Origin of the sequence: Halobacillus sp. K22, from assembly GCF_052246795.1 — a bacterium.
GTDB lineage: Bacteria > Bacillota > Bacilli > Bacillales > Halobacillaceae > Halobacillus.
Window position 1 is genome coordinate 57,309 of sequence record NZ_JBQQCN010000018.1, and the last position, 12,627, is coordinate 69,935.

General features: G+C 39.5%; 13 protein-coding genes and 1 tRNA gene. 11 read left to right on the plus strand and 3 right to left on the minus strand.

All coding sequences use genetic code 11. The features are described 5' to 3' along the window. Positions 1-192 precede the first annotated feature (192 nt). Positions 193-921 carry a hypothetical protein gene (locus ACTWPM_RS13535; protein WP_443133558.1) on the plus strand — a complete coding sequence of 243 codons (729 nt, stop codon included), beginning with the start codon at positions 193-195 and terminating at the stop codon, positions 919-921. A gap of 151 nt (positions 922-1,072) precedes the next feature. On the opposite strand, the gene ACTWPM_RS13540 is transcribed toward ACTWPM_RS13535, so the two are convergent. Together ACTWPM_RS13540 and ACTWPM_RS13545 are read right to left on the minus strand one after the other, a co-directional pair. Beyond that, complete coding sequence (locus ACTWPM_RS13540; RefSeq protein WP_443133559.1) at positions 1,073-3,958, minus strand: DUF7948 domain-containing protein; 2,886 nt, start codon at positions 3,956-3,958, stop codon at positions 1,073-1,075. Between the two features lie 275 nt (positions 3,959-4,233). Continuing rightward, positions 4,234-4,824, minus strand: coding sequence for a TetR/AcrR family transcriptional regulator (locus ACTWPM_RS13545; protein ID WP_443133560.1), 591 nt, complete (start codon positions 4,822-4,824; stop codon positions 4,234-4,236). Between the two features lie 139 nt (positions 4,825-4,963). On the opposite strand from ACTWPM_RS13545, the gene ACTWPM_RS13550 reads away from it, so the two are divergent. The 7 genes from ACTWPM_RS13550 (at position 4,964) to ACTWPM_RS13580 (ending at position 10,443) form a co-directional block, all read left to right on the plus strand. Next, positions 4,964-5,812 carry an ABC transporter ATP-binding protein gene (locus tag ACTWPM_RS13550; protein ID WP_443133561.1) on the plus strand — a complete coding sequence of 283 codons (849 nt, stop codon included), beginning with the start codon at positions 4,964-4,966 and terminating at the stop codon, positions 5,810-5,812. A 1-nt stretch (position 5,813) separates the two neighbouring features. After that, a complete protein-coding gene (locus ACTWPM_RS13555) occupies positions 5,814-6,524 on the plus strand; it encodes a hypothetical protein (RefSeq protein ID WP_443133562.1) in 711 nt (236 codons plus the stop codon). Between the two features lie 15 nt (positions 6,525-6,539). Continuing rightward, complete coding sequence (locus ACTWPM_RS13560) at positions 6,540-7,490, plus strand: ABC transporter permease subunit (protein ID WP_443133563.1); 951 nt, start codon at positions 6,540-6,542, stop codon at positions 7,488-7,490. 137 nt (positions 7,491-7,627) lie between these two features. Next, complete coding sequence (locus ACTWPM_RS13565; RefSeq protein WP_443133564.1) at positions 7,628-8,035, plus strand: hypothetical protein; 408 nt, start codon at positions 7,628-7,630, stop codon at positions 8,033-8,035. Positions 8,036-8,285: 250 nt separating this feature from the next. Next, complete coding sequence (locus ACTWPM_RS13570) at positions 8,286-8,951, plus strand: methyltransferase family protein (RefSeq protein ID WP_443133565.1); 666 nt, start codon at positions 8,286-8,288, stop codon at positions 8,949-8,951. 420 nt (positions 8,952-9,371) lie between these two features. Then, positions 9,372-9,686, plus strand: coding sequence for a hypothetical protein (locus ACTWPM_RS13575; protein ID WP_443133566.1), 315 nt, complete (start codon positions 9,372-9,374; stop codon positions 9,684-9,686). A 457-nt stretch (positions 9,687-10,143) separates the two neighbouring features. Beyond that, a complete protein-coding gene (locus ACTWPM_RS13580) occupies positions 10,144-10,443 on the plus strand; it encodes a TIGR04104 family putative zinc finger protein (protein WP_443133567.1) in 300 nt (99 codons plus the stop codon). Between the two features lie 135 nt (positions 10,444-10,578). On the opposite strand, the gene ACTWPM_RS13585 is transcribed toward ACTWPM_RS13580, so the two are convergent. Continuing rightward, a tRNA-Val gene (locus ACTWPM_RS13585) sits at positions 10,579-10,651 on the minus strand. Between the two features lie 242 nt (positions 10,652-10,893). Here ACTWPM_RS13585 and ACTWPM_RS13590 point away from each other — a divergent pair. From ACTWPM_RS13590 to ACTWPM_RS13600, 3 genes are read left to right on the plus strand one after another with little or no spacing between them, the layout of a single operon-like run. After that, on the plus strand, positions 10,894-11,619 hold the full coding sequence (locus tag ACTWPM_RS13590; protein WP_443133568.1) for an alpha/beta hydrolase: 726 nt from the start codon (positions 10,894-10,896) through the stop codon (positions 11,617-11,619). 37 nt (positions 11,620-11,656) lie between these two features. Then, a complete protein-coding gene (locus tag ACTWPM_RS13595) occupies positions 11,657-12,172 on the plus strand; it encodes a 2'-5' RNA ligase family protein (protein ID WP_443133569.1) in 516 nt (171 codons plus the stop codon). Between the two features lie 5 nt (positions 12,173-12,177). Beyond that, complete coding sequence (locus ACTWPM_RS13600; protein WP_443133570.1) at positions 12,178-12,600, plus strand: GNAT family N-acetyltransferase; 423 nt, start codon at positions 12,178-12,180, stop codon at positions 12,598-12,600. The last annotated feature ends 27 nt before the right edge of the window (positions 12,601-12,627 follow it).

The following is a 12,627-nucleotide window of genomic DNA, read 5'->3' on the forward strand; positions in this document are numbered from 1 at the left end:
CTCCTTAAACAGTTTTACTTTTTTCAATGCTCCCCCAGTGAGATTCCGTAGAGATTTTTGCGGCTCTCCTTTTGCCTTTATTCCATTATTGAAGTTCTTAAAATTATGGATGATTTAATTTCCATTGCAAGTAGTCGAACAAGAGTAGTACCCAGTTTCATTTAGAGTTAACGATGCAAAGGAGGTGAATAAATGAGATACTATTCTAACAGTGAACACCAGGATGTTTCTGAAGGTTTGCTTAAACACTATAATAAGGCGGAAACACCATCTTCAGTAGTTGTACCGATAACATCTGGTACTTCGGAGAAAGGATTGCAAGTCCCTTTAAGCTTAAAACGCATTTGTACAGAGGATCGTGTAGAATTAATTTCAACCATCAAATGGATAACTCCTCTGGGAGGAGCCCCTATTCTTCAAGTTATTCTTCCTGTCACCGACGAAGTGTTAACCACTAACGCAACAAGTATAAATTATATTCTGGAAGTGCCAATAACCTTTAATGTTTATCGTGATGAGGAATTGATTTACACGGCAATGGATGTTAGTACACTTTTGTACGCAGCACCGATTCCAAGCATTGTGACCTCTACTACCGACGCCATACGTATCACTGATCTGGCTCTTCGTCCTTTATCTTCTTTAACAGGAGCCCCGCCCGCAGCTACCACAACCTTTCAATGTGTCGATACAAATGTTCCAAAAGGTGATCACGTTTACACCATTACTGCTCAAATTAGTCGATTTTCGCTTATCCCTAGTACTACTGTTTTAAGCACAACGTCCACAGAGATTCCGTTAATTCCTATAAGATCTGCTTACACTTATTCTTCAAATGGATTTGCCAATGTAACGTCTGTTAACTTTTCTGGAAAAGTAATTGATGGAAACAGGGATGAATGTCCTGATGACTATCGATAACATCTTTGGTGATTGATTATATTTTATGAAAAAACTGTCCTCCCCGCTCAGGGGGGGACAGTTTTAATAGGATAGAGCGTTCCAAAGAAGTCGCCTATTAATCAAAGGGTAAAGAATGGATGTTAGATCAAACGTAAGTGTTACAGGATAATCACGTTAAAATCTGTTGAACGATGCACTGGACTTCGGTCCTTTTCGTGAGAATCGAAGTCCCTTTCGGATAACATAGGACGAGTTCTTCCACCCAACATATAGGAAACTCAAATTTACAAACCAGAATGTTCTCACAGAACGCTTGCACCTGAATCTCTGTCGTAAATCGCAGAGGCACCCAGCTAGCTCCAGAAAGACCAGTTATTCCACGAACCCCACCTAAGACCGAACACCGGCTCGAATTAGGGAGAGCTTCACACTGAATACTTATACTTTCTCCATTATCCAAACATTCTTTAATAGCGTTATCACAGTCTGTTAGAAAAGGCACCTCACGTTGTATATCCCTGGTGTATGCTACCCAGTCATACACTTTTTGGGCGTTTATGCACAAAAGCTCGTTTTCAATTTGAAAGGATGGAGGGGAATTTGAATGAGTGGGAAACGAGCGCAAACGTGCTTCAACTTCTAATGTCATATCATAAACGACCTGAACTTCTTGACTGATTTTCAAGTCCAAAAGCAAGCTACTCTTCTCTCTATCCGAGACGTTGACGGTAAAATAACATTCCTCCAATCGATCACAAGGATCCGTGACCGTGCAAGTTACAACCGTATTCCCTATAGGAAACAAAGTACCAGATGGAGGATCACACGTAACTGAAAATCCAAGCGGACAATCCTCAATAACCGTTGGGGAGTCAAAATTTACAATTGCCCCTCGAATACCAGGGTCACTGGTTACCCTTATATCATCAGGACATATAATGCCAGGTGCAGAGAGAGTATTGATTTTAGTAACATAGGTGTCTCCGCTCCCATTATAGAGAGTGTTGTAGGCACCGGCTGTGGTAGGGAAATCATCAGAATCGACAAAACCTGTTACAAAGGCATGGCCTTTGCTATCCGTTACTATAGATAATCCCCCTTCAAAACTTGAGCCCCCTAAATACGTGGAATAAACAATATCAGTTCCAGTTGAATTTAGTTTTGTAACAAACACGTCTTGATCGCCATTCAGAATCGTACTTACAGCATTGGCCGTAGTTGGGAAATCTGTAGATTGAGTAGCTCCTGTTATATATGAATTTCCACTTGCATCCACTGCAATACCATATCCTCCATCAAACACAGTTCCGCCCAAGTACGTGGAATAAACAAGTTCAGTTCCATCTGGGTTTAGTTTTGTCGCGAATAGGTCTGTACCTCCATTGTAATTGGTATCATACGCGCCGGCTGTAGTGGGGAAATTTTCAGAATTCGTATTCCCTGTTATATAGGCATGACCGCTAGCATCCACCGCTAACGCTAATGCCTGATCTACTTCTGAGCCACCTATATACGTAGAATAAATAAGCTCCGTTCCATCTGGGTTCAATTTTGCAACAAATGCATCAAATATTCCCCCATTATATTCCCGGTCATATGCTCCTTCTGTGGTCGGAAAGCTTTCAGATGCTGTGTAGCCTGTGATATAGGCATTTGTATCAGGGTCTAACGCAATGCTTAATCCAGCATCAAAAGCAGAGCCTCCTATATATGTGGAGTAAATAAGTTCAGATCCATCCGGATTTAGTTTTGTAATGAAAGCATCTCCGCCCCCATTATAATCCGGGTCAAACCCAGCCATTGTGACCGGAAAATTATCTGAATCTGTAAATCCAGTGACATAAGCGTTACCTTCCGCATCAACCGCTATACCTTCTCCACTATCATCATCGGAACCTCCTAAATACGTAGAATAAACAAGAGCGTTTCCGTCAGGAGCCAGTTTAGTTACAAACCCGTCTGAAGATCCACTAAATGTTTGATCATAAGCTCCACCTGTTACTGGAAAGTCATCAGACCGAGTAATTCCAGTTACATAGGCGCTGCCATCTTCATCCGCTGCTATATCCATACCAAATTCAAAAGCAGAGCCTCCTAAGTACGTTGAATAGATAAGATCCGTTCCTTCTGGATTAAGCTTTGTAACAAAAACATCTCCATTAAGACTATAAGTGGACTCAAAGGCTCCCACAGTGGCTGGAAAATCATCTGAATTTGTCACTCCTGTGATATAAATATTTCCAGAGCCATCAAGTGCTATGCCACGCCCTTCATCATAGCTTGAACCCCCTATATAAGAGGAATAAACTAAGCCTGGATCGATAGTTAGCGGTATCGTCTTGTTATAATCATCTACTACAGAAAAACGAATGATCCCGTATCCAGGTGCCTCGTTCTTAAGGTTAAAGTTAGTTTCCACCGCGCACTTGTCATCTCTTATTTTTTGAAAACTTACAGGTTTTTGATCAATCAGAGTTCCGTGAACTGTATGGATCAATAAATTGCCATTATTATCTAATTCTATCCCTTCTGGCCCTTCATACGAAAAACAAATATCCTCTACCCTTGCCCCCGGCTGAATTAGAAACTCATATTTAATTTGTCCGTTCTCACCTTTAAAAATCAAATCAATCCCAGGCCATAAATCACGATAGGCAACCTCTTGAAAAACGGGAATATTTCTTTGCCATTTATCAGGCTGGTGACCTCTAAAATAATTGACTTTCCCATTACCCTGCAGCCTTCCTTCTGGTTTGACTTCCAGGTTTGCACCTATGAAATGAAAATCAAGACGGACGCCGGTTACTTTCATTTGTTTTTCTTTTCCAGAAAGGTAGTCTACCCTTTTATTGGTCTTTTGCATGTGTTCTGGTGGGAGATTATAGATTGTGAAAATCACCCCCTCTGAAGTAAAAAGAACTTTTTGCTTTAATCCTTTCATTTCATATAATATCTGCTCATCTTTATGCTGACCGATATTCGGGACAAAATAAGACGACAGTTTTCCGAAATCATCTAAATCGTTATTACTCTTATCCTCATTAGACTTAGACATACCTTCATTCCCCGCTTTTTATCTTTCTGCTATTATATGGGAAATTAAATGAATGGTTAGCTGAGGCATTGCTTAACAGGCTCATGCCTGTATATACGCTCCACCGAGAGGAAGAGCTACCTTATAATAACCTACTCATTGGATATATCTTCAGTAGCCAGAGGACAGTTGGAATATTGCACCGATTTCTTAATACACAGTACTAAATCTGCTGGATCACCCTGTATCCTGGTAACCTCTGGAGAACTATTATCTTACCAGTCTCCCCTTACTCCTTATTTTTTTCCTGATATCCCAAATATAATTATGTTGATCAAGTGGTTATTTAACTGATGAAAATCATGGTAATTAGCAAGGATGCCGTCGTCAGATTGAAGGTCTCTCCGATAAAGTTCAATTACACTCTTGATCAAACTGGTTGGAATGGCGGAATCAATATACCCTTGTTCCACTCCCATTTGAATAAACTCTTCGATCAAAACAGAACTTTCTTTTATATGCACGTTCTCCAAGTAATGTTTAATCTCTTCCTCTTTCATTACATAAGTAATAAATTCCTCATGAAATGCTGATAATACGTTCGACTTCTCATTCATCAGCTTTTGGACTTTTTCTAAGAAAGACTCTTCCCCATAAATGATGCTTTTCGAATTGTCCAGCTGATCTTCAACAAGGTCTCTAATAATTTCTAGAAGCAGACCATCTTTATTTTTAAAGTAATTGTAGATCGTTACCATCGATACATCTGCTGCTGAAGCAATGTCCCTGATACTTACTTTTTTTGGTGGATATTTTTTTAGCAGTTCTATGGTGGTCTGCTTTATTTTGTCTTTCTTTAGTTCTGACCGTTTTTGAAATCCGTCCATATTTCTTTCTCTCCTCCTACAGTTTTGAAACAAATGAAAACAGACGTTGCATAACATTTACTAGTAGTATATCATATAGTCAAGAAATGAAACATTTTAATGCTTTCGTTTCAAAAATTACAAAAAGCGGGTGAAAGCTATGAATGCCATAGAAGTGAATAATCTCTCGTTTTCTTACGATGGTAAGTCGAATGCAGTGGATCAGCTGAATTTTGACGTGAAAGAAGGAGAAATCTTCGGTTTTCTTGGTCCAAGTGGTGCTGGTAAATCAACTACGATCAAATTATTGACCAGACTCCTCGTACCAAAACGGAACACAGTATTTTTAATGGGCAGGGACGTAGCCAGCATTGATTACGAGTTTTATAAAAGAATCGGGATTTCTTTTGAAGGTGACGTCGTGTATCCAACCTTAACGGGGTTTGAAAATTTGTATTACCACGCCAAACTTTACGGTTATACAAAAGAAGATATCGGAAAAATCATGAAGACAGTGGATATCTACAGCGCGAAGGACAAAAAAGTAGCTGAATATTCTAAAGGAATGAAAACACGTCTGGTGTTGGCAAGAGCGATGGTGACAGAGCCGAAGCTGCTATTCCTGGATGAACCTACCTCAGGCATGGACCCTGAGATTGCTTCTCATATTCGCGGTATTTTAAAAGAAATGAATAAACGAGGAACCACGATGTTTTTGACGACTCACGATATGCACGAAGCAGAAGAGCTTTGTGATCGTATCGCTTTTTTCAATAATGGAAAAATCATCGAAACGGATACACCCCCATCCTATAAAAACCGCTACGGGAAAAAGAATGTAATCGTCAAAAAGGATGGAAAAGAAAGAGTGTTTAACCGGGAAACAGACGTAAAAGCATTAATAAATTTGCTTGAAGAGGATGACTGGAGCAGCATTCACTCTCAGGAAGCTACACTAGAGGAAATCTTCATTAAAGTGGTAGGTCGAGGGCTAAAAGGAGGCGAATAACATGCTTCAATTTGAATTTCTTAAACTATGGAGAAACAATCTGACAGCTGTTCTGTTTGGGTATATCGGCTTTATCATAATCACTTACAATGTATTGGTGCTCATATTCAATGAAGCTAGCTGGATGGAGGCCTGGGGCGGGAAGATTGCCATTCTCATTTTGTCCATTATGGTCGATATTATCTTCTGGCTCGCTGCCATGCAGATTGCCGAAGATATGGAGACAGGAATGATACACGTGATGCGTACAAGCCACACGATCGTCCAATACTTTACGGGGAAGCATCTTCTCTTGCTGTTAATTATGATCGTGTTAAGCATTGGGATTATGGCTACGCGTTTGGGTGAACCTATAGTCGTTCTTAAATTCACTATTTTTACGTTGCTCACCACTATTTTAATGATCAGTGCCGGTGTTTTCTTTACGATGCTTGTGAAGAAACAAAATACCGTCATGGTTGCAGGGAGTGTAGTGACAGGACTGTTGTTTGCCACGTTAATGCGTCTTATTTTACCTGCGTGGAATATTCCTGAGATCCCAGGCAATCCGTTTAACTATATAATTAAGGGGTTTTACAACTTATTATATCCGGTCCGCGGTGACTACGCGAAGGTTTCCCTTTTAGCACTTAGCCTTTTCGCCATCATTGTTTATGTATTCTTTATCGCGTTATTTTACCAGGTTACCTATAAAAAAGGGTTCCGATTATAAGGGGGGAAATAGATTATGTTTTTCACAAATCTTAAAAGAGAAACAGCACTTTCAATCCGGCACTTGTTTATCTTGCTTGTATTTGCTTTTCCCATCTTGATCTCTTTAGGTACAACAGGTATTTCTGAATCTTATTCAACCCTGCCTAAGTTCGTCGTACTTGAACAGGAAAACCTGGAGAATATAAATGCGGAGGGTGTGCAAGTCACTTCCGTTGCCTCAATGGAAGATATGAAGCAAAGAGTGAGTGATGTAGATACAGCTATTGGCGTCCTTCCAGATGGAGAACTTATGACAGATGGCAGGGAAACTGAGGAAGAAGTACAAAAAGCCCGTTCCATCCTTGAGGGAGAAACGGACATCGTCTCTCCTATAGAACGTGAACGTTTATTCTCGACCATTTTTGCTTTTACTCTTTATGGTGTCTTTTCAGCAGGAGGAATGATTCTTTTATTTAAGCTTATCGAAGAACAAGAAAATAAAACAATTGACTTGCAACGTACAGAACCTGTACCTCGGTTTTTCATGCTGGCAGGTAAGCTCATTATAAGCGCAGTAATTGTTATTTCCGATTTTATCTTGTGCGCCTGGATTTTGGGTGCCCCTTTAACTCTTTGGGAAAGCGTATGGGTGCTGGCCCTGGGAGTCACCTTGTCTCTCATCACGGGTATGTTTATGGCCTATTATGCGAAAAACGAATCACAAGCGCTTGCAATCATTAAGCCGGTGACATTCCTATTGTTTATTGCACTTCCTGCACTCGGCATATTTGTGGGCGGGGTAATGCACACCATAGCTTTGTTCGATCCGTTTTATTGGCTGTTAAAGCTGGTGGAAGGATTTTATTTGAATGAGCCTGTCTCCCTATATACGTGGCTGCTAGCCGCATTCATCACATGCAGTCTGCTCATTCTACACTTTACCTGGCATAAAACCGTTTACGGATATCAAAAAGAACAAGCATAAATAAAGGTGTTATTAGCATTCCAATTGAACGTCCTTCAAGAGAATTTAGAATATCAAGATCCTTGTCCTTATGGTGCCTGAAAACGGTTAGATTTAAAACTTCATGTAGTAAATATATAGATGAGGAGTGGAGTACAATGAGTGCATTAAAATTTAATCGAGGTGTGCTACGCTTTCATGGTATTTTTTTAATATTCCTTACTGTATTTATGATTATTTCTACAACGTACGGCCTTTACACAGGAAAAGGACCAGGAGGATTTCTATATGAGGAACCATTTCTTGATGTGGGGTTATTTCAAGCATATGGATTAATGTTTGTGATAGGCCTTACGTTAGTCATCGGTTCCTATGATAAAAACCCCTGGAAATGGGATGTAATTGGTCTTTTAGCTCATGTAGCTCCTTTAATTGCTAACTTTATGTTTGTAGATTTCTTTGCTGTATATGATCTTCCGAAAACAATCCCTTTACATGGATTTTTTATAACGCTTGAGTTAGTTGCGATTATCTATTATTTTGCTAAAAGAGACAAAGTACAATAGGATTCTAGGGTTGTAGCACTTTTTAAGTGTTCTGTGACGGCAGACTAATAAGTAAGGAATAAAACAAAGCCTCCCTTAAGTTCGGTAATCTTAAGGGAGACTTTTAACTGTTTTAGTTTTCTTTTATCATACAATGCTCTGCAGTTTTTTATAACTTCAATCTTAGTTCAAGAAAAGGAACTTAAGGAAAAAATGAGCCCTTATGTTTTTAGACTAATAATAGAAATCTCCGCTGAAAGGGAAGGGTATTATGTATGGAAGTAAAAATAAATCATGGGCTCAAAGAATCTTTATTTTTGTCATGCAATGTGTCTTTCTTGGATTTTCGTTTTGGTTCCTTTTTCTAGGTGGAAACTCTATTTTCGGATGGCCGATCGGTGATTATTATCGCAGGATTTTCTTATTTGCATTTAGTCTTGTCATCTTTCTCAGAATGAACTTTATGATATTTTATTTATTGAAACGTGGAATTACATGGGGAGAAGCAGTTAACATCCCGTTTGCTTTCGCTCTTTATTATATTGGTTTTTCGATGCTGGGAGGCGTAGTTGAAAAACCACTTGATTATATTGACTTTATTGCTACTTTTCTTTTTATTTCTGGTTCAGCCATTAATACGGTCTCAGAGTTATTGAGAAACCAATGGAAGAAAAACGTTGATAATAAAGGCGCTTTATATACAGGAGGCCTATTTAAATACTCTATTCATATAAATTATTTCGGGGATTTTGTATGGGTAACAGGATTTGCGCTGATGACGAGAAATGCTTGGTCGATTATCATACCTGTTATTTTATTCGTTTTTTTCGTGTTCATAAATATCCCAAAGCATGATGAGTATTTAAGAAAAAAGTACGGGAAAGCATTCAAAGAGTACGAAAATTCGACTAAAAGATTCATTCCATTCATCTATTAATATACAAGAAAAAAGTGTTAAACCTTACAGGGTCAGAAGTAGGAAGGGTTAATAAGAAATATGTAAAAGTACACACTCATAGATAAAAGGGAGCAGCTAATGCTGCTCCCTTTTATCTATCACAAACCAACCTCGCCTAAAGCGTATGTCGCATGTTCTATACTTAATCCTTCATAACTCAGTACACTCAGTCTCATCTGACATAATGCACTATTTTAAAGGTTAAGAGTTTTTTTCTTTTTTTTCTGTTTAAAGATATTTTTCAATTGTGGAAATTTGTCGAAAATTATGGAAGTATAGGTAGTTAATACTAACAAAGCAAGGAGTGGTACATTGGTACATCAATTTAACTATCGAAATCAAAAAGGTGTCACATTAAAGACTGGTTTTTGGTGAAATAAGTTAGTTTCGGGGGGAGTAATGTTGAAAAAATTATGTAACATGTGGACGGATGACCGTGAAACATTAGGGATCGTTGAATGGGAAGATGAGGTGTTTGGTACGTGTTTCCGCCCAATAAAGCTCTCCGATAAAGAATATGGAGGTTTTAAACTAATCGGTAAACGCTGGTACACCACCTACAACGGAGCACGAGAGTTTTTTCGGCATAAGACAAACAATCTAAGAATAAGTGGAAGAATGAGAAAAAAGGACCTGGGCTCAATGAATTATGTTGTAAGAAAGAGACATAGAGATACCTATAACATAACAGAAAAAGGCACTGGCTCTAAATGACCAGTGCCTTTCTTAATAATACTTACTTTATCTAAGTTTTAAAAGAAAAAACCCCACCCTTTAATTGAAGGTGAGGCCACACCTTTGAATAATCTTTCGCAGCGGGCATGCCCAATGCATTGTGAAAGGTTCAAAGATAAATTAAGTCTAACATTCTCAATTTCACCATCCAAATCATAAATACTATTTTCAAAAAGTTTTTTTATAGATGGTTTATTTTATATGCTAATCTCCGTGTAGTCCTAAGGATTTTGCAAATCGTCTATAACAAAAAAACCCTATCCCTGCTCTGGATATGGATCCTAATCTCTTCGCACTTATTGCTACTGGTAACCAACCAATTTCAAAGGATGCAGCTGGTAGCCATAAAGTTAATCGTCCAGACAATACATAGTGAAACCTTCTTTTCAGTTAACCGTATATACACTAATACTATAGTTTTAAAGGAGTTTTACATATGCCTAAATGTAGTAATTGTAGGAACGAATGGTCATGGACCACTTGCATGAAAATGGGTTTCAAATTTCAAAGAGGTGTGGCATGTGAATTCTGCGGTGAAAAACAATACCAGACTCAAGCTAGTATGAAGAAAACTTCTCTATATAGCATGAGCCCTCTATTACTATTACCTCTGCTTATAATCCTGGATTTGTCAGTCTCGCTGTCCCTCGGTATTTTCCTCGTTCCACAGTTAATTGTTATAGCCATGTTCCCTTTTACACTTGAGTTATCTATGGAGGAAGAACCTCTTTGGTAGTTTGTGTTCGTTTATTTGTAAAACCGCTTTAGTATTGAACGGGTCTTTCTATTGTATGTGAAAAGTTATAAAACAGAAAAAGACGCTACAACCCGCTCTGGATACGGATCATAACGCCTTCGCACTTTGTATGGATGATTCCGATTGGGCTCGAACCAACGACCTCCACCCTGTCAAGGTGGCGCTCTCCCAGCTGAGCTACGGAATCGTATGTAATAAGATGTCGTCTGACAACTAATAATATACAACGTAACCGAATCCGTGTCAACAGAATTTTAATTATTTATGAAGCTCATGTAAATATCCTCTAAATATCCCATTTATCAAGCGCTTTCTTCGTCTTCTCCACTTTTTACATCATTATATGATAAAATAGTTATGGTACGTTTATGTACAGAAGGCAGCGGGAATTCCTATAGGAGCTTATTTGCATGTTAGGAGGTGGTCGGCATGGGTAGAAAAGGATCCATGACTGAATATACAATTAATAGCAGCTATCTAGATGAAGAAATGACACTAAAAGTGTACACCCCAGAAAATTTCTCCCCCTTGTATAAGTACCATTTCTGTATTATGCAAGATGGTAATGATTATTTCCAGCTTGGGCGTGCGGCCACACTGAGTGATGAACTGCACGGTGAAGGAAAGATTGAGAATACCATTTTCATTGGTATTCATTATCGAGACAAGTATGATCGTCAGGATAAGTATCATCCGGACGGAAAGAAACAATCGGCATATGTGAATTTCCTTATCCGTGAAGTGGTTCCGTTCCTTGATGAAGAGCTGCCTGGTTATCATATGGGCAGTGGTAGGACGCTTGTCGGAGATTCGCTTGCTGGAACAGTTTCATTCATGACAGCGGTGAAGTTTCCGAATGTATTTGGCAATGTGATTATGCAGAGCCCTTATGTGGATGAACACGTGTTTGAAGTCATCAAGTCTGCGAAGGATCTTTCTTCATTAACCATTTACCACACCATTGGTGATCAGGAGTATGATGTGGAGACGACGGAAGGTGCAAGGAAGAACTTCCTGCAGCCGAACCGTGACTTGAACAATTACTTAACTGGACGTCCTTGCAGTTACACGTTCCACGAGCTTGAAGGCGATCACACGTGGGGGACGTGGCAGAAGGATTTCAAACGCGCTTTGTTAAATATTTTTGAAGTCTAAAAAAGAAGTGAATTTAGAATCAGGAGGGGTATTTTCCATGAGATACGGTATTGCAGTATTTCCATCAAAAAAAGTACAAGATGTCGCGAATTCTTATCGTAAACGCTATGACCCGCACTATGCTTTGATTCCGCCGCATATTACCCTGAAAGAACCATTCGATGCGGAAGAAAATGAGATTGAGGAGAAAATCATTCCAGAATTAAAACAAATTGCGAAAAACACGGAGCCTTTTTCCTACGGGATCTACAAAGTGAGTTCGTTTTCTCCGGTAACGAATACCATTTACTTGAAAGTGGAGCCTTCGGAGGAGATTTTCGATCTGAATGATAAGCTTCATACAGGCAGCCTTCCTGAGAAGAAAGATTTTAAATTCGTTCCTCACATTACGATTGCTCAGAAGCTTTCGGATGATGAGTTTTTCGATGTATACGGAAGCTTAAGCATGAACAAATTTGATATTCAGGACAACATCGGCCGCTTCCAGCTTCTTTATCAGCTGGAGAACGGTGCCTGGAGTGTGTACGAAACCTTCCGTCTCGGGGAGGGATAAACGAATTGGAGATCAAACAAGTTGCAAGTCCACAAGAGAAAGACGACGCGTTTCATGTACGACGCGCCGTCTTTGTTGACGAACAAAACGTGCCAGAGGATTTAGAGATCGATGAACACGATGATACTGCCGTTCACCTGGTCGGTTATGAACAGGATGAACCTGTAGCTGCCGCCCGCCTGCGATTCGTCGGCGACTACGGAAAGCTTGAACGCATCTGTGTAAAGCGTCCTTTTCGAGGTAAGAAGTATGGTAAAGAAATGATCCTCTTTATGGAATCCCTCATTAAAGATCATACCTATCAGGCCTCGAAGCTGAATGCCCAGACCCATGCGGAAGCATTCTATGAATCGTTAGGCTATAAAACGGTTTCTGATGAATTTATGGATGCCGGCATCCCGCACGTCACGATGACAAAATCACTATAATCGAAAAAACCTGCCAGTCCACTCGGG

Excerpts from the sequence above, each read along its gene's own strand:
- ACTWPM_RS13535 (WP_443133558.1), top strand. The coding sequence starts at position 193 with ATGAGATACTATTCTAACAGTGAACACCAGGATGTTTCTGAAGGTTTG.
- ACTWPM_RS13540 (WP_443133559.1), bottom strand. The coding sequence starts at position 3,958 with ATGTCTAAGTCTAATGAGGATAAGAGTAATAACGATTTAGATGATTTC.
- ACTWPM_RS13545 (WP_443133560.1), bottom strand. The coding sequence starts at position 4,824 with ATGGACGGATTTCAAAAACGGTCAGAACTAAAGAAAGACAAAATAAAG.
- ACTWPM_RS13550 (WP_443133561.1), top strand. The coding sequence starts at position 4,964 with ATGAATGCCATAGAAGTGAATAATCTCTCGTTTTCTTACGATGGTAAG.
- ACTWPM_RS13555 (WP_443133562.1), top strand. The coding sequence starts at position 5,814 with ATGCTTCAATTTGAATTTCTTAAACTATGGAGAAACAATCTGACAGCT.
- ACTWPM_RS13560 (WP_443133563.1), top strand. The coding sequence starts at position 6,540 with ATGTTTTTCACAAATCTTAAAAGAGAAACAGCACTTTCAATCCGGCAC.
- ACTWPM_RS13565 (WP_443133564.1), top strand. The coding sequence starts at position 7,628 with ATGAGTGCATTAAAATTTAATCGAGGTGTGCTACGCTTTCATGGTATT.
- ACTWPM_RS13570 (WP_443133565.1), top strand. The coding sequence starts at position 8,286 with ATGTATGGAAGTAAAAATAAATCATGGGCTCAAAGAATCTTTATTTTT.
- ACTWPM_RS13575 (WP_443133566.1), top strand. The coding sequence starts at position 9,372 with ATGTTGAAAAAATTATGTAACATGTGGACGGATGACCGTGAAACATTA.
- ACTWPM_RS13580 (WP_443133567.1), top strand. The coding sequence starts at position 10,144 with ATGCCTAAATGTAGTAATTGTAGGAACGAATGGTCATGGACCACTTGC.
- ACTWPM_RS13590 (WP_443133568.1), top strand. The coding sequence starts at position 10,894 with ATGGGTAGAAAAGGATCCATGACTGAATATACAATTAATAGCAGCTAT.
- ACTWPM_RS13595 (WP_443133569.1), top strand. The coding sequence starts at position 11,657 with ATGAGATACGGTATTGCAGTATTTCCATCAAAAAAAGTACAAGATGTC.